Raw genomic sequence first — 14,776 nt, 5'->3', positions numbered from 1 at the left:
CCTCTCAGTAGCCGGCCTTCCCGCCCTTGCGGCGGTTCGCGAACAGTCCGGTGCCCCGCGCGCCCTGGCGCTGGAAGCGCTCCCGGCGCGCCACTTTCGGATCGACCATGAGCGGGCGGCACAGCTCGGCACGGTCGCCGTCCTTCAGCACCTGATCCCATTCGACCGCCTTGCCCCAGATGCCGGGCGTCATCGCATGGCGCCAATCGAGGTTCGGAAAGCGGGTGGGCAGCTCGCTGGCCCGCACCGCATCGGCCAGCGTCGCTCCTTGTGGCACGCGCAGCACCTGCTCGAAGACCTCCCGCGGCGCGGGCGAGCAGCTCAGCGTGACCTCGATGCCCATCGCGGGGGTCAGGGCGAGCCGTAGATCTGCTCGGCGCGCTTGACGAAGGCCTCGACCAGGCTCGATGCGATGGTGTCGAACACGGGGCCCACGAGCGCCTGCAGGGCGAAGTTGCTGAAGCCGTAGCTCAGGTGCAGTTCGACGCGGCAGGCGCGCTCGCCCTCTTCTCCCACGGGCGTGAATTTCCACTTGCCGTCGAGGTTGGAGAACGGGCCGTCGACCAGTTTCAGCTGCACTTCGCGCCCCGGAACGTGGGTATTGCGGGTGGTGAAGCTCTGGTGCAGCCCGGCGAACGCGAGGCCCACTTCGGCCGTCATGCCGGCCTCGTCCTCCTCTATGACGCGGGACTTGTCGCACCACGGAAGAAACTGCGGATATTTGGCGACGTCGGTGACGAGCGCATACATCTCTTCGGCGCTGTACCAGATGAGGACGGACTTGTTGACTGTTTTCATAGAATCGGCACAGCGTGCGCGACGGATTGTATTGAAGCCATGCAGCCCCCATATTCCCGAGCCATGGCCACCAAGAAACAAGATACCTCCTCCCGCATCGCCGACAACAAGAAGGCCGCGTACAACTATTTCTTCGAAGAACGCTTCGAGGCCGGCATGGTCCTCGAAGGCTGGGAAGTCAAGGCGCTGCGCGAAGGCAAGGTGCAGCTCACCGACGGCTACGTCGTGATCCGCAACGGCGAACTCTTCGTGCTGGGCTGCCAGATCAACCCGCTCAAGAGCGCCTCCACCCACATCAACCCCGACTCGGTGCGCACCAAGAAGCTGCTGCTCAAGAAGGACGAGATCCGCCGGCTGATCGGCAAGGTCGAGCAAAAGGGTTACACGCTGGTTCCGCTCAACCTGCACTGGAAGTCCGGCAAGGTGAAGTGCGAGATCGCGCTCGCCAAGGGCAAGGCCGAGCACGACAAGCGCGACACCATCAAGGACCGCGAAGGCAAGCGCGAGGTCGAGCGCGCGATGAAGAGCCGCAACCGCTGAAGATTTTTTTGCAGGCGATGGAATAAAAGCCGCGCTGCGGGCGTTTGTGCGCTTGTCACCGGAAGCCCGGTGTCGCCACCAACAAGGAGTTTTTCCATGCTGCCTTTCCGCGCCTCTTCCGCCGTCCTGCTGAGCGTCGTTCTCGCGCTCCCCGCCTTCGCCCAGCCCAAGCCCGCCGACGGCGTGCTCGTCGGGCCGAAAGGCATGACGCTCTACACCTTCGACAAGGACACGGCCGGCAGCGGCAAGTCGGTCTGCAACGGCACCTGCGCCACCAACTGGCCGCCCTTCATGGCCGCCGAGGGCGACAAGCCTGCCGGCGACTTCACCATCGTCACGCGCGACGACGGCAAGAAGCAGTGGGCCGCCAAGGGCTGGCCGCTGTACTACTGGGTGAAGGACACCAAGCCCGGCGACAAGACCGGCGACGGCGTCAACGGGGCCTGGAAGACCGCCAAGCCCTGATCGACCGGACATCCTGCCCACCCCATGGACGCCCGCCTGCTCGTCGAGCACATCCCGAGCCTGCGCCGCTACGCGCGGGCCCTCACGGGCAACGCCTGGGCGGCCGACGACCTGGTGCAGGACACGCTGGAGCGCGCCTGCGGCAAGTGGCGACTGTGGGTCGTGGGCAGCGACCTGCGCGCCTGGCTCTTCACCGTGATGCACAACATCTTCGCGAGCCAGGTGCGGCGCACGCCGCCGCCCCATGCGGTGGTGCCGCTGGAAGACGCGGCCCAGGAGATCCAGGGGCTTGCCGACACCGGCCGCGACCACGGCACGGGCCTGGATCTGCAGCGCTGCCTGATGCAGCTGCCCGAGGAGCAGCGCGCCGTTCTGCTGCTGGTGACGCTCGAGGACCTGTCCTACGCCGAAGTCGCCAAGGTGCTCGGCGTGCCGGTCGGCACGGTGATGTCGCGCCTGTCTCGCGCCCGCGTCCGGCTGCAGGAGCTGATGGACGGCGCCTCGGCGCCGGCGCGCCCCGGACTGCGCCGCCTCAAGTGAACGAACCCGTCGACGCAAGACCATGAACCGCCCCGCCCCGCCCCCCACCGAAGAAGAGCTGCACGCCTGGGTCGACGGCCAGCTGGCCGCCGACCGCCATGACGCGGTCGAAGCGGCGATCGCGCGCGATCCGGCCCTGGCCGCCAAGGTCGCGGCATGGCACTCGCAGCGCGATGCACTCCGCAGGCTGCACGGCGAGCTGCTGGACGCGCCTGTTCCCGCGCCGCTGATGGGCGCGCTCGGGCGGACGCGGCAAGGCAGTTCCTGGACGCGCTGGGGCGGCCTGGCAGCGGGGCTGCTGGTGGCTTTCGCCGCGGGCTGGATCGGCAATGCCCAGTGGGCCCAGTGGCATGCCCCGCGTGCGGGCTCGCAACTGGCCCGCGCCCCTGCCCTGCGCGAATTCGTGCACGACGCCTCGGTGGCACATGCGGTCTACGCTCCCGAGAAGCGCCACCCGGTCGAAGTGGCTGCATCCGAGCAGCAGCACCTGGTGCAGTGGCTTTCCAGGCGCCTCGACAGGCCGCTGAAGGTGCCCGACCTCTCCAGCCAGGGCTACACGCTGGTCGGCGGCCGCCTGCTGCCCGGCGAGACCGGCGCACGCGCCCAGTTCATGTTCGAGGACGCCGCCGGCGAGCGCGTGACGCTCTACGTCGGCACCCTCGACGCGCGTGCAGCCGGCAGCCCCGCAGCCGCCGAGACCGCCTTCCGCTTCGCCTCAGAAGGCCCCGTGCCGAGCTTCTACTGGGTGGACCAGGGCTTCGGCTACGCCATCGCCGGCAAGCTGCCGCGCGACCTTTTGCTCAAACTCGCGACGCTGGCCTACCGCGATCTGTCTTGATGACCGCATAAACTGCCGGCTCGCGCATCCACCTCGTCCGGTGCTTAGTCACCGGCCCGGTTTTCGCGATTTTTCAACCGAAGGAGAAACTGCATGAAATTGCTCAGCGCCTCGATCCTCGCGGCGGCCCTGCTTGCCGGCTGCGGCAGCATGTCCAACAAGACCGCAAGCGCACCCGACACGCCCACCCGCACCGCCGACGGCGTGCTGGTCGGACCGAACGGAATGACGCTGTACACCTTCACCAAGGACACCGCGGGCGCCGGCACCTCCGCCTGCAACGGCCAATGCGCCGCCAACTGGCCCCCCCTGGCCGTGGCAGACACCGCAAAGCCCCTCGGCGGCTACACCATCATCATTCGCGAAGACGGCAAGCGCCAATGGGCCTACAAGGGCTGGCCGCTGTACTACTGGGCCAAGGACGCCAAGCCCGGCGACAAGACCGGCGACGGCTTCGCCAACGGCGCCTGGAAGGTCGCGCGCCCCTGATCGCCTTCGGGCCTGAAACGAAAACGCCGGCTCCTGCCGGCGTTTTTTCTTGTCGATCTCTTGTCGTCTTCTTGTCGGTTTGCTGCCGGTTTTTCCCCCACTCCCGGGGCCGGCGCCGCCACGGCAGAATCCTCCCATGACGCCAGACGCCAATCCGGACGCATTCCGGGCCCTGCTGAACATGGGCCTGATCGACGATGCGCAGCACGACGCCGCGCTCGCCCACCCCGAGACTGCCACCCTCCCGCCCCTGCCGAGCCCGGCCCATGCGCTGGCCTGGATGCGCGTGCGGGGCCTCGTCACCGAGGAGGAGCAGATCGCCGCGATCGAGCGAATCGACGAGAACGCCCCTCACTGGGACGACGCCGCGGACGCCGACATCGAGACCGACGACCTCGTCGAACTCGCGGAACAGGGCATCACGCACGAAGCCATCGAATCGCTCCACAAGGACGCGCTGATCGACACCGAGACGCGCGACATGGCACTCGCGGAGACGCCCATCGTCGGCACCGTGCCCGCCTCTCCCATCGCCACGCTCGCTTGGCTGGCTACGGAGGGACCGCTCGAACGGGAACGCTTCGATGCCCTGCGCGCCCAGGTCGCGGCAGAACCGCCCTTTGCCACCGCCGTCGAGCGCGCGCGCATCGTGGACGGGGCGCAGGCCCTCATCGAAGCCGACGAGCGGGCCGTCAAGGCCTGGCAGGCGCGTGCGAAGCGCAGCAGCCGCATCGGCGCGCTGAAGTTCGCCGTCGCGGTGGCCGTGATCGGCGGTGGAATCGGCTGGTATGCCTTCGCGCCGGCCAGCGTGCCCGCCTGCGACGCCGCCTCCACCCGCACGACGCTCGACAGCCTCATGCGCCGCGTGAGCATGGACATGCGCATGCGCCAACTCGATCCCAACGGCGGCCGCGTGATCGAGACGCCCACCGTCGGCAGCATGCGCGAGATCGGCTACCTCAGGCCGGAACGCATCCGCGGCTGCATGGCCGTCATGACGCAGGGCGACAGCAAGGAACAGATGGCCTACACCATCGGCCCTGCCGAGCCCAAGGGCGACGACATGGTCGTGCGCGGCGCCGACGTCGCCATCGTCGAGGCCCGCTTCGGCAATCTCGATGCCGACGGCAGGTCGCTCTACAACGCCGAGCCCATCGGCCGCGAGGCGATGGAGAAGGCCTTTCGCGAAGGCGCCGCGCCGCTGGGCGCCGCCCGCAGCGCCTCGGCTGCGCGCATGCGCCCGCGCACCGACCCGGGCCTGGTGCGCAAAGACCCGAACCGCGCGCGCGCGATCGCCGAGATCGAGCCCACCGGTCCCTGCCGCAAGCTCGAGGACGGCTCCGGCCACGCCTGCCCGCTGGTCGTCGAATACAACGACAGCCTGATGGGCGCTCTGTCGGGCAGCGACAGCTCGCTGCCGGTGAGAGGTGAATTCACTTTCGTCGAGGGCGACGACGGGGAATGGCGCGTGGGCGACGACTTCGCCCAGACCTTCATGCGCAAGGTGCTCGAAGCACGCATGGGCAGCATCGGCGTGCCGGCCGTCAGCGTGGAGCAATAGCCGGCGCAGGGATCAGTGCGCGCCCGGCACCGCGGTGTCGGCGACCGTGGTGCGCCGTCCGCGCAGCGCAAGCAGCTCGTTGAAGACGAGCGCTCCGATGACCAGCATCCCGCCGGCCAGCACGCTCGGCGCGGGCTGTTCGCCAGCGCCGATCCACGCCAGCGCGATGCCGAAGATCACCTCAAGCAGGGCCAGCAGCGCCACTTCGGGCGCCTTCAGCACCTGGGCGCACAGCACCGAAAGAACGCAGGGAATCGCAAGCTGGAACACGCCCAGGAATGCCAGCAGCCCCAGGTCGTGCGCGCCGGCCTGGAACGGCCATGCCAAAGGCAGCGTGAAGAGCACGGTGAGCACCGCGCCGATGAGCACCGCGGGCACCAGGTCGATCCGGTGGCCCTTCGCCTGCGCGTGCTGCACGACGGTCCAGTTCGCCGCACCGGCCAGCGGCACGCACAGCGCGAGCAGCGTGCCGGCCAGCGATCCGCCGCCGCCTTCCATCAATTGCGTGCCATACATCCAGCCGATGCCCGCCCCCGCGACCACGATGGCCAGCCAGGTGCGCGCCGGCAGCCGGTGTCCGATGAAGAAGCGCGCCGCCAGCGCGGTGAACAGCGGCCCGAGCGACATGGTGACCAGCACGCTGGCCGTCGAAGCCAGCGTGAGCGCGACCATGAAGGCCGTGAACATCACGGCCCAGCACACGCCGGAAATCCAGATCTCACGCCCGCCGCGGCGCAACTGGGAGAACACGGCGCGTCCGCGCCAAAGCGGCAGGATCACAAGCAGCGCCAGCGTCGTGAAGAGACTGCGCCAGAAGGTGATCTCGAAGCTGTGCGCCTGCGCCAGATGCCGCGTGACGACGCCCGCCGTGCCCCACATCAGGGTCACGACGACCATCAGCCAGACGGCGCCGCCGTGCGTCAGGCGCATGGAGGGAGCAGGAAAGAACGGTGCCCGGGAGGCGGCCGCTCGATCAGCCCTGCATCAGGTCGCGGCTCGCGCGCTTGCGCTCGTGCTCCTTCAGGAAGCGCTTGCGCAGGCGCACGCTCTTGGGCGTGATCTCGACCAGCTCGTCGTCCTCGATGAATTCCACGCCGTATTCGAGCGTGAGTTCGATCGGAGGCGTGATCTTGATCGCGTCTTCCTTGCCCGAGACGCGGAAGTTCGTCAGCTGCTTGGTGCGCGTGGCATTCACCACGAGGTCGTTGTCGCGGCTGTGGATGCCGACGATCATGCCTTCGTACACCGGGTCGTTCGCCTTCACGAACATGCGGCCGCGATCGTCGAGCTTGCCCAGCGCGTAGGTGAAGATTTCACCGTCGTCCATCGAGATCAGCACGCCGTTCTTGCGGCCGCCGATGTCGCCCTTGTGCGGCTCGTAGCTGTCGAAGATGTTGCTGATGAGGCCGGAGCCGCGCGTCAGGTTCAGGAATTCGTTCGTGAAGCCGATCAGGCCGCGCGCCGGAATGCGGTATTCGAGGCGCACGCGGCCGCGGCCGTCCGGTTCCATGTTGACCAGTTCGCCCTTGCGCTCGCCCAGTGCCTGCATCACGCCGCCCTGATGGCCTTCCTCGATGTCGGCCGTCACCAGCTCGATCGGCTCGTGGCGTTCGCCGTCGATTTCGCGGAACACCACGCGCGGCTTCGACACGGCCATTTCGTAGCCTTCGCGGCGCATGTTCTCCAGCAGGATGGTCAGGTGCAGTTCACCGCGGCCCATCACTTCGAACACGCCCTCCTCGCTGGTCTCGTTCACGCGCAGCGCGACGTTGTGCTGCAGTTCCTTCTGCAGGCGGTCCCAGATCTGGCGGCTGGTGACGTACTTGCCTTCGCGGCCGGCCAGCGGGCTGGTGTTGACGCAGAAGTTCATCGTCAGCGTGGGCTCGTCGACCTTGAGCATCGGCAGCGGTGCGGGGTTGGCCGGGTCGGTGACGGTCACGCCGATGCCGATGTCGGCAATGCCGTTGATAAGCACGATCTCGCCCGGGCCGGCTTCGGTGGCCTGCACGCGGTCCAGGCCCTGGAAGGTCAGCACCTGGTTCACGCGGCCCTTGATGGTCTTGCCGTCGGGGCCTTCCATGACCAGCACGTCCATCATGGGCTTGAGCGTGCCCTGGCTGATGCGGCCCACGCCGATGCGGCCGACGAAGGTCGAGAAGTCGAGCGCCGAAATCTGCAGCTGCAGCGGTGCGGTGGGGTCGCCCTTCTGCGAGGGCACGTGCTTCAGGATGGTGTCGAACAGGGCCGACATGTCGGGGCCCCACTGCTCGCCCTGCGGGCCCTCTTCGAGCGAGGACCAGCCGTTGATGCCCGAGGCGTACACCACCGGGAAGTCGAGTTGCTCGTCGGTCGCGCCGAGCTTGTCGAACAGGTCGAAGGCGGCGTTGACCACCTTGTCGGGGTTCGCGCCCGGCTTGTCGACCTTGTTCACCACCACGATGGGCTTCAGGCCGAGCGCCAGCGCCTTCTTGGTCACGAAGCGGGTCTGCGGCATCGGGCCTTCCTGGGCGTCGATGAGCAGCAGCACGCCGTCGACCATCGAGAGAGCCCGCTCCACCTCGCCGCCGAAGTCCGCGTGGCCGGGGGTGTCGACGATGTTGATGTGCGTGCCCTTCCAGCTCACGGCGCAGTTCTTCGCCAGGATGGTGATGCCGCGTTCCTTTTCGATCGCGTTGTTGTCCATCACGGTGTCGACCACCTTCTCGTGCTCGGCGAAGGTGCCCGACTGGCGCAGCAACTGGTCGACCATCGTGGTCTTGCCATGGTCAACGTGGGCAATGATGGCGATATTGCGGATTTGCTTGGTACTCATGGTGTCGCTTCGGTCTGTTGTGCGTTCAAAAGAATTTGCTGGATTTCGATGGGGTTCAGCAAGCGCCCCGGAATCAGTTCGCCGGCCTTGACGTGGGCCGTGCCAAGGAAGGCAGGCGGCTGGGTGCCGAAGACGGCAACCTCGTCCGCATCGGCCCAGCCCCCGCGGCGGCGAAGGCCCGACAGAAAACGTGCCGCATCTTCCGTGCCCAGCGTGACGCGGCTGTGGCCGCCCACGAGCGATTCGGCCGGCAGCAGCTGCGCCAGGCGCTCCTCTTCGTCCATGGCCTCCAGCGCCTCGATGGTGACGCACTGGGCCTCGGTGAAGCTGCCGGTGGCGACCCGCCGCAGCGAGGTCAGGTGCGCGCCGCAGCCGAGCGCCTCGCCGATGTCCTCGCCGAGGGTGCGGATGTAGGTGCCCTTGCTGACGGAGGCGAGGATGCGGATGGTGTCACCGTCGACCGCCCGGATCTCGAGCTTGTGGATCACCACGTCGCGCGGTGCCCGCTCGACCTCTACGCCCTCGCGGGCGTACTCGTAGAGCGCCTTGCCGTCTTTCTTGAGCGCGCTGTGCATCGGCGGCACCTGCCGGATCGGGCCGGTGAACTGCGCCTCGACGCGCGCCAGGTCTTCGGGCATGACCTCGACCGGGCGCTCGGAAATCACTTCACCCTCGGCATCGCCGGTGGATGTCTTCACGCCAAGGCGGGCGGTGGCCACGTAGGTCTTGTCGGCATCCAGGTGAAGCTGGCTGAACTTGGTGGCGGCGCCAAAGCACAGCGGCAGTACGCCGGTGGCCAGCGGGTCGAGCGTGCCGGTGTGGCCCGCCTTCTCGGCGCGCAGCAGCCACTTGGCCTTCTGCAAGGCCTGGTTGCTGGAGAAACCCAGCGGCTTGTCGAGCAGCAACACCCCATGCACAGGGCGCCGCTGCACCCTTGTGCGTGGCGCGTTCATGGCTAGTCGTCTTTCGAGCGCGAAGCGACGGCTTGTGCGATGAGCGCGTTCATGTCGGCTGCACGCTCGGTGGTGCGGTCGAACACGAAGTGCAGCGTCGGCACGGTGTGGATGTGAAGGCGCTTGAACAGGCCGTTGCGCAGGAAGCCCGCGGCCTGGTTCAGCGCTTCGGTCGTCTCGGCCACGTCGCCCGTGAGCAGGCTGAAGAACACCTTCGCATGCGCGTAGTCGGGCGTGACCTCGACGGCCTGGAGCGTGACCATGCCCACGCGCGGGTCCTTCAACTCGCGCGCGATCAGCTCCGTCAGATCGCGCTGGATCTGATCGGCGACCTTGAAGGCGCGGTTGGGAGCGGCTGCTTTTTTCTTAGGCATGTAGGGAACTGGAACTCGTCATGGTCTCAGGCTTCATCAACGGGACCCCTTCGCAAAACACCGCGGAACCGGCTTTGCCGGGCCGCCGATGTTGCCCCCGGAAGGGGGTTGGCGAAGCGACACGAAGTGCGCGAAGCCTGGGGGTGATCAAAGTGTCCGCGCGATCTCCTTGATCTCGAAGAATTCGAGCTGGTCGCCCTCTTTGATGTCGTTGAAGTTCTTGAGCTTGATACCGCACTCGAAGCCTTCGCGGACTTCGCGCACGTCGTCCTTCATGCGCTTGAGCGAGTCGATCTCGCCGGTGTAGATCACCACGTTGTCGCGCAGCAGGCGGAAATGCGCGCTGCGGTTGACGGAACCCGAGGTGATGTAGGAACCAGCGACCGTACCGATCTTCGATGCGACGAACACCGTGCGGATCTCGGCCGAGCCGATGACTTCCTCGCGGCGCTCCGGCGCCAGCATGCCCGACATCGCGACCTTGATCTCGTCGACGGCGTCGTAAATGATGCTGTAGTAGTTCAGCTGCACGCCGTTGCTCTCGGCCAGCTTGCGCGCACCGGCGTCGGCGCGCACGTTGAAGCCGATCACGACCGCCTTCGAGGCGATGGCGAGGTTGATGTCGCTTTCGCTGATGCCACCCACGCCGGCGTAGACAATCTGCACCTTGACCTCGTCCGTCGCCAGCTTGAGCAGCGACTGCGACAGCGCTTCCTGCGAACCCTGCACGTCGGCCTTGATGATGATGCGCAGCGTCTGCACTTCGCCCGCCGACAGGTCGGTGAACATGTTCTGCAGGTTCGCGGCCTGGGCCTTCGCCAGCTTGGTGTTGCGGAACTTGCCGGCACGGTAGGTGGCGATTTCGCGCGCACGGCGCTCGTCGCCCATCACCATGAACTCGTCGCCGGCCTGCGGCACTTCGGTCAGGCCCTGGATCTCGACCGGGATCGACGGACCCGCGGACTTGGTCGGCTTGCCGTCCTCGTCCAGCATGGCGCGCACGCGGCCGTAGGTCGAGCCCGCCAGCACCACGTCGCCGGTCTTGAGCGTGCCGGACTGCACCAGCACGGTGGCGACCGGACCGCGGCCCTTGTCGAGCTGCGCTTCGATGACCAGGCCCTTGGCAGCGGCATCAACCGGCGCCTTGAGTTCCAGCACTTCGGCCTGCAGCAGCACCTGCTCGAGCAGTTCGTCGATGCCCTGGCCCGTCTTGGCCGACACGCCGACGAACGGGACGTCGCCGCCGTACTCTTCGGGCACGACTTCCTCGGCCACCAGTTCCTGCTTCACGCGGTCCAGGTTGGCATCGGGCTTGTCGATCTTGTTGATCGCGACCACGATCGGCACACCAGCCGCCTTCGCGTGCTTGATGGCTTCCTTGGTCTGGGGCATGACGCCGTCGTCGGCCGCCACCACCAGGATCACGATGTCGGTGGCCTGCGCACCGCGGGCACGCATGGCCGTGAAGGCCTCGTGACCCGGGGTGTCGAGGAACGACACCATGCCGCGTTCGGTTTCCACGTGGTAGGCGCCGATGTGCTGCGTGATGCCGCCGGCTTCGCCCGCGGCGACCTTGGCGCGGCGGATGTAGTCCAGCAGCGAGGTCTTGCCGTGGTCGACGTGACCCATGACGGTTACGACCGGAGCACGCGGCAGCGCCTCGGCGATCTGCGCCGACACGTCCTCGTCGGTGAAGGCTTCGGGGTCGTCCAGCGCGGCAACCACCGCGTTGTGGCCCATTTCCTCCACCAGGATCATCGCGGTGTCCTGGTCGAGCGACTGGTTGATGGTCGCCATCTGGCCCAGCTTCATCAGCTGCTTGATGACTTCCTGCGCCTTCACGGACATCTTGTGCGCCAGTTCGGCCACGGTGATGGTCTCGGGCACATGGACTTCGAGTACGCGTGCCTCGACCGGTGCGGCCGGCACGTGCTGCTCTTCATGGCCGCGGTCGTTGCCGCGGCGGCCGCGCGGGCCTCCACGCCAGTTGCTGCGTCCGACGCCGCCGCTGGCATCGCCGCGGGTCTTGATTTCCTTCTTCTTGGCAGGATCGCCAGCCCAGCTCGAAGAGAGCTTCGCGGACTTGACTTCCTTGCCCGCACCGCCGCCAGCGCCGCTCGGCGCAGCAGCCGCACCGGGCGCGGCAGGCGCACCTGCTCGCGCTGCGGGCGCGGTCGGCTTGTGCAGCGTTCCCTTGACGCCGGCCTTCTCGGCCTGGGGCTTCTCGGGCGCCTTGTGCGGAACCAGCACGCGGGCCGGTGCGTTCATCATGGCGCGGATGGCCTCGGCCTCGGCCAATGCCTTGCGGCGGCGCTCGTCCAGATCGCGGGCACGCGCAGCTTCCTCTTCGGCACGGGCCTTCGATTCGGCAGCGGCCTTGGCCTTCGCGTCTTCCTTGGCCTGGGCAGCCTTCTGCTCGGCGGCAGCCTTCTCTTCGGCAGCAGCAGTGGCTGCTGCAGTGACCGCAGCGGGCGCAGGCGCAGGAGCAGCAGCCGGCTTGGCGGCGGCGGCAGCAGCCGCGGCCGCAGCGGCAGCCTTCTTCTCGGCTGCTTCGGCGGCGGCGCGCGCAGCTTCCTGCTCGGCCTTTTCAGCCTTCTCGGCCTGCTCGCGTTCGCGTGCCTCGGCCTCTTCGCGCTGGCGGCGCTTCTCGGCCAGTTCTTCTTCCTGGCGACGAATCAGCTCGGCCTGACGGCGTGCCTCTTCCTCGCGACGGGCCAGTTCGGCCTCGTCGACGCGAGGTGCGGCAGGCGCAGCGGCGGGCGCCTCCGCGGCGGCCGGCGCGGCCTCCGGGGCTGCGGCCAGATGGCCGTCGTCGCGCTGGATGAAGGTGCGCTTCTTGCGCACCTCGACCTGGATGGTGCGGGCGCGGCCGGTGGAGTCGGCCTGCTTGATCTCGCTGGTCGACTTCTTGGTCAGCGTGATCTTCTTGCGCTCGGGCTCGACAGTGCCGTGGCTGGCCTTCAGGTGGCCGAGCAGGCGCTGCTTGTCCGCCTCGGTGAGGGCGTCGGCGGCGGACGCCTTGGGTACACCCGCGCTCTTGAGCTGGTCAAGCAAGGTTTCGGGAGTCTTCTTGAGCTCGTTCGCGAACTCGGCGACAGTGGTACTGGACATATTGGTTTCGTGCCTCCATGACCGTCACTCTTGGCCGGCGAACCAATGTTCGCGGGCCTTCAAGATGAGGGCTTTGGCGTCATCGGCGCTCTGGCCGGTGATCTCGGTGAGTTCATCGACCGCGAGGTCGGCAAGGTCGTCGCGGGTATTCACGCCCGCTTCGTGCAGCTTCGGAATCAGCTCAGGGTCGAGGCCCTCGAGGTCGCGCAGGTCCTGCGACACCGCGGACTGCGTCTCGACGCCCTCTTCCTTGGCGATCTCCATGGTCAGCAGCGCATCCTTGGCGCGCGCACGCAGCTCGTTGATGGTGTCTTCGTCGAAGGCTTCGATCTCCAGCATTTCGGAGATGGGCACGTAGGCCACTTCCTCGAGGCTGTTGAAGCCTTCCGAAATGAGGATGTCGGCGATTTCCTCGTCGACGTCGAGCTTCTCCATGAACAGCTTGCGGCTGGCGTCCGTCTCGCTCGCCTGCTTCTGGGCCGACTCGTTGGCGTCCATGATGTTGATCTTCCAGCCGGTCAGGTCGGAAGCCAGGCGCACGTTCTGGCCGCCGCGGCCGATGGCGATGGCGAGGTTCTCCTCGTCCACCACCACGTCCATGGCGTGCTTCTCTTCGTCGACCACGATCGACGACACATTGGCCGGAGCCAGCGCGCCGATCACGAACTGGGCGGGGTCTTCGCTCCATAGGACGATGTCCACGCGCTCGCCGGCCAGCTCGTTGGTCACGGCGTTGACGCGCGTGCCGCGCACGCCGACGCAGGTGCCGATCGGGTCGACACGCTTGTCGTGCGAGAGCACGGCAATCTTGGCGCGCGAGCCGGGGTCGCGGGCGCAGCTCTTGATCTCGAGCAGGCCCTGCTCGATCTCGGGCACTTCCTGGCGGAACAACTCGATCATGAATTCCGGGGCCGAGCGCGACAGGATGATCGGCGCGCCGCGCAGCGTCAGGTCGACCTCCATGATCATGGCGCGCACGCGGTCGCCGTTGCGCAGGTTTTCCTTGGCGATCATCTCGCTGCGACGCAGGCGGCCTTCGACGCGGCCGGCCTCGACGATGATGTCGCCCTTGTCCAGGCGCTTGACGGTGCCGACGAAGATCTTGTCGCCGCGCGACATGAAGTCGTTCAGCAGCATCTCGCGCTCAGCGTCGCGGATCTTCTGCAGGATCACCTGCTTGGCGGCCATGGCGCCGATCCGGCCGATGGGCACCGAGTCGACGGCCTCTTCGATGTACTCGCCGACCTCGATGTCGGGCATCTCTTCCTTGGCTTCGAACAGCAGGATTTCCTGATCCGGCAGCTGCAGGCCGGCCTCGTCGGGCACGACATGCCAGCGGCGGAAGGTTTCGTAGTCGCCGCTGTCGCGATCGACCGAGACGCGGATGTCCACATCGCCCTGATGGAGCTTCTTGGTGGCTTGCGCCAGCGCGGACTCGACCGCGCCGAAGACGACGTCACGCTCGACGTTCTTCTCGCGCGAGATCGCATCCACCAACATCAACATTTCGCGATTCATGCCACCACTCCTCTGTTCAGTCCGGAACCTGCGTTCCGTCGTCAATATCCGAAAAACCCGGTTGGGTTTTGGCCTTGCGGCCCTTGAAATCCACAATCGGAGCGAGCCGCGCCTCGCGCAGCTCGTCCAGCGCAAAGCCGAGCGCCTGCAACGTTGCGGGCGCGCGCTTCTTGCTCACCTTTTGACCCGGCTTGGGCTCGGGCGCATCGCTCCAGACGATCTGCCAGCCCGGGGCGCCGGCGCCCTCTACCTGTGCGGCCCGCTCCAGCGTGCCGCGAAATTTCTTGCGATTGGCCGCCACCTGACCAGCCGCTGCAGCACCCATCGGCGCCTTGAGCGTGATGTCGATCACCTCGCCCACGAAACGCTCGAAATCCTGCTCATTGCGCAGCGGGCGGTCAATACCCGGCGAGGAAACCTCGAGCCGCTTGTAATCGACCCCGTCGACCTCGAGCGCGAACTGCAGCTGGCGGGTCACCTTCTCGCAATCCTCGACGGTGACGAAAGGCTCCGGCAGGCCAGCGGCAGCAGCTTCAGAGTTGGGGCCTTTCCAGGGCAAATCAATCGTTACGCGCAGCAGTCCCCCGGCCGAACGCTCGACCTCGACCAGGTCGTAGCCGAGGCCGGCTACGGTTTGTTCCACTATTTGCTGCAATGCCACGTGTTCGAAAGCGCCTTTAAATGCCCGGCCCTGCCATCCGCCCGCCACGGATGCCAGAAAGCCATGAAATGAATGCCTGGAATGGATGGACCAAAAAAAACGGGCGGTTGGTACCC

Annotated in this window: 15 protein-coding genes; 6 read left to right on the top strand and 9 right to left on the bottom strand. The window is 67.1% G+C overall.

Features of this window, described 5'->3' with window-relative positions; all coding sequences use genetic code 11:
- Positions 1 to 4 precede the first annotated feature (4 nt).
- Together FHY06_RS02695 and FHY06_RS02690 are read right to left on the bottom strand one after the other, a co-directional pair.
- Complete coding sequence (locus tag FHY06_RS02695; protein WP_184603233.1) at positions 5 to 343, bottom strand: RnfH family protein; 339 nt, start codon at positions 341 to 343, stop codon at positions 5 to 7.
- An 8-nt stretch (positions 344 to 351) separates the two neighbouring features.
- Positions 352 to 798 carry a type II toxin-antitoxin system RatA family toxin gene (locus FHY06_RS02690; protein ID WP_019652798.1) on the bottom strand — a complete coding sequence of 149 codons (447 nt, stop codon included), beginning with the start codon at positions 796 to 798 and terminating at the stop codon, positions 352 to 354.
- Positions 799 to 861: 63 nt separating this feature from the next.
- Between FHY06_RS02690 and smpB the strand changes: the two genes are divergently transcribed.
- From smpB to FHY06_RS02660, 6 genes are all read left to right on the top strand, one after another.
- Positions 862 to 1,338 carry an SsrA-binding protein SmpB gene (gene smpB, locus FHY06_RS02685; RefSeq protein ID WP_184603230.1) on the top strand — a complete coding sequence of 159 codons (477 nt, stop codon included), beginning with the start codon at positions 862 to 864 and terminating at the stop codon, positions 1,336 to 1,338.
- A gap of 96 nt (positions 1,339 to 1,434) precedes the next feature.
- Positions 1,435 to 1,803 (top strand): COG4315 family predicted lipoprotein, encoded by a 369-nt coding sequence (locus FHY06_RS02680; RefSeq protein WP_184603228.1) that lies wholly within the window; start codon positions 1,435 to 1,437, stop codon positions 1,801 to 1,803.
- Between the two features lie 24 nt (positions 1,804 to 1,827).
- The gene (locus FHY06_RS02675) at positions 1,828 to 2,343 is read left to right on the top strand and encodes an RNA polymerase sigma factor (RefSeq protein WP_184603226.1); all 516 of its coding nucleotides are present in this window, start codon (positions 1,828 to 1,830) and stop codon (positions 2,341 to 2,343) included.
- Between the two features lie 22 nt (positions 2,344 to 2,365).
- Entirely contained in the window at positions 2,366 to 3,181 is an 816-nt protein-coding gene (locus FHY06_RS02670; protein WP_132750929.1) for an anti-sigma factor family protein, read from the top strand.
- Between the two features lie 93 nt (positions 3,182 to 3,274).
- Positions 3,275 to 3,670: a COG4315 family predicted lipoprotein gene (locus FHY06_RS02665; protein ID WP_132750928.1), complete on the top strand. Its 396-nt coding sequence runs from the start codon at positions 3,275 to 3,277 to the stop codon at positions 3,668 to 3,670.
- Positions 3,671 to 3,806: 136 nt separating this feature from the next.
- Positions 3,807 to 5,231, top strand: coding sequence for a hypothetical protein (locus tag FHY06_RS02660; RefSeq protein ID WP_184603224.1), 1,425 nt, complete (start codon positions 3,807 to 3,809; stop codon positions 5,229 to 5,231).
- Between the two features lie 12 nt (positions 5,232 to 5,243).
- Here FHY06_RS02660 and FHY06_RS02655 read toward each other — a convergent pair whose 3' ends face one another.
- From FHY06_RS02655 to rimP, 7 genes are all read right to left on the bottom strand, one after another.
- Positions 5,244 to 6,161: a DMT family transporter gene (locus FHY06_RS02655; RefSeq protein WP_126181719.1), complete on the bottom strand. Its 918-nt coding sequence runs from the start codon at positions 6,159 to 6,161 to the stop codon at positions 5,244 to 5,246.
- Positions 6,162 to 6,204: 43 nt separating this feature from the next.
- Positions 6,205 to 8,043, bottom strand: a complete 1,839-nt coding sequence (gene typA / locus FHY06_RS02650; protein ID WP_019652806.1) for a translational GTPase TypA — start codon at positions 8,041 to 8,043, stop codon at positions 6,205 to 6,207.
- Entirely contained in the window at positions 8,040 to 8,996 is a 957-nt protein-coding gene (truB, locus tag FHY06_RS02645) for a tRNA pseudouridine(55) synthase TruB (RefSeq protein WP_184603222.1), read from the bottom strand. The genes typA and truB overlap by 4 nt, the downstream gene beginning before the upstream one ends.
- Before the next feature lie 2 nt (positions 8,997 to 8,998).
- Complete coding sequence (rbfA, locus tag FHY06_RS02640) at positions 8,999 to 9,370, bottom strand: 30S ribosome-binding factor RbfA (protein WP_019652808.1); 372 nt, start codon at positions 9,368 to 9,370, stop codon at positions 8,999 to 9,001.
- A gap of 147 nt (positions 9,371 to 9,517) precedes the next feature.
- On the bottom strand, positions 9,518 to 12,481 hold the full coding sequence (infB, locus tag FHY06_RS02635; protein ID WP_126181717.1) for a translation initiation factor IF-2: 2,964 nt from the start codon (positions 12,479 to 12,481) through the stop codon (positions 9,518 to 9,520).
- Positions 12,482 to 12,505: 24 nt separating this feature from the next.
- Positions 12,506 to 13,999, bottom strand: a complete 1,494-nt coding sequence (gene nusA / locus FHY06_RS02630) for a transcription termination factor NusA (RefSeq protein ID WP_126181716.1) — start codon at positions 13,997 to 13,999, stop codon at positions 12,506 to 12,508.
- 16 nt (positions 14,000 to 14,015) lie between these two features.
- On the bottom strand, positions 14,016 to 14,660 hold the full coding sequence (gene rimP / locus FHY06_RS02625; RefSeq protein ID WP_019652811.1) for a ribosome maturation factor RimP: 645 nt from the start codon (positions 14,658 to 14,660) through the stop codon (positions 14,016 to 14,018).
- Between the last annotated feature and the right edge of the window lie 116 nt (positions 14,661 to 14,776).

The sequence above is a fragment of the Variovorax atrisoli genome (assembly GCF_014195185.1).
GTDB lineage: Bacteria > Pseudomonadota > Gammaproteobacteria > Burkholderiales > Burkholderiaceae_C > Variovorax > Variovorax atrisoli.
The sequence above is the reverse complement of the archived record's forward strand: the minus strand, read 5'-3'. Positions and strand labels throughout refer to the sequence as shown.

Excerpts from the sequence above, each read along its gene's own strand:
- FHY06_RS02695 (WP_184603233.1), bottom strand. The coding sequence starts at position 343 with ATGGGCATCGAGGTCACGCTGAGCTGCTCGCCCGCGCCGCGGGAGGTC.
- FHY06_RS02690 (WP_019652798.1), bottom strand. The coding sequence starts at position 798 with ATGAAAACAGTCAACAAGTCCGTCCTCATCTGGTACAGCGCCGAAGAG.
- smpB (WP_184603230.1), top strand. The coding sequence starts at position 862 with ATGGCCACCAAGAAACAAGATACCTCCTCCCGCATCGCCGACAACAAG.
- FHY06_RS02680 (WP_184603228.1), top strand. The coding sequence starts at position 1,435 with ATGCTGCCTTTCCGCGCCTCTTCCGCCGTCCTGCTGAGCGTCGTTCTC.
- FHY06_RS02675 (WP_184603226.1), top strand. The coding sequence starts at position 1,828 with ATGGACGCCCGCCTGCTCGTCGAGCACATCCCGAGCCTGCGCCGCTAC.
- FHY06_RS02670 (WP_132750929.1), top strand. The coding sequence starts at position 2,366 with ATGAACCGCCCCGCCCCGCCCCCCACCGAAGAAGAGCTGCACGCCTGG.
- FHY06_RS02665 (WP_132750928.1), top strand. The coding sequence starts at position 3,275 with ATGAAATTGCTCAGCGCCTCGATCCTCGCGGCGGCCCTGCTTGCCGGC.
- FHY06_RS02660 (WP_184603224.1), top strand. The coding sequence starts at position 3,807 with ATGACGCCAGACGCCAATCCGGACGCATTCCGGGCCCTGCTGAACATG.
- FHY06_RS02655 (WP_126181719.1), bottom strand. The coding sequence starts at position 6,161 with ATGCGCCTGACGCACGGCGGCGCCGTCTGGCTGATGGTCGTCGTGACC.
- typA (WP_019652806.1), bottom strand. The coding sequence starts at position 8,043 with ATGAGTACCAAGCAAATCCGCAATATCGCCATCATTGCCCACGTTGAC.
- truB (WP_184603222.1), bottom strand. The coding sequence starts at position 8,996 with ATGAACGCGCCACGCACAAGGGTGCAGCGGCGCCCTGTGCATGGGGTG.
- rbfA (WP_019652808.1), bottom strand. The coding sequence starts at position 9,370 with ATGCCTAAGAAAAAAGCAGCCGCTCCCAACCGCGCCTTCAAGGTCGCC.
- infB (WP_126181717.1), bottom strand. The coding sequence starts at position 12,481 with ATGTCCAGTACCACTGTCGCCGAGTTCGCGAACGAGCTCAAGAAGACT.
- nusA (WP_126181716.1), bottom strand. The coding sequence starts at position 13,999 with ATGAATCGCGAAATGTTGATGTTGGTGGATGCGATCTCGCGCGAGAAG.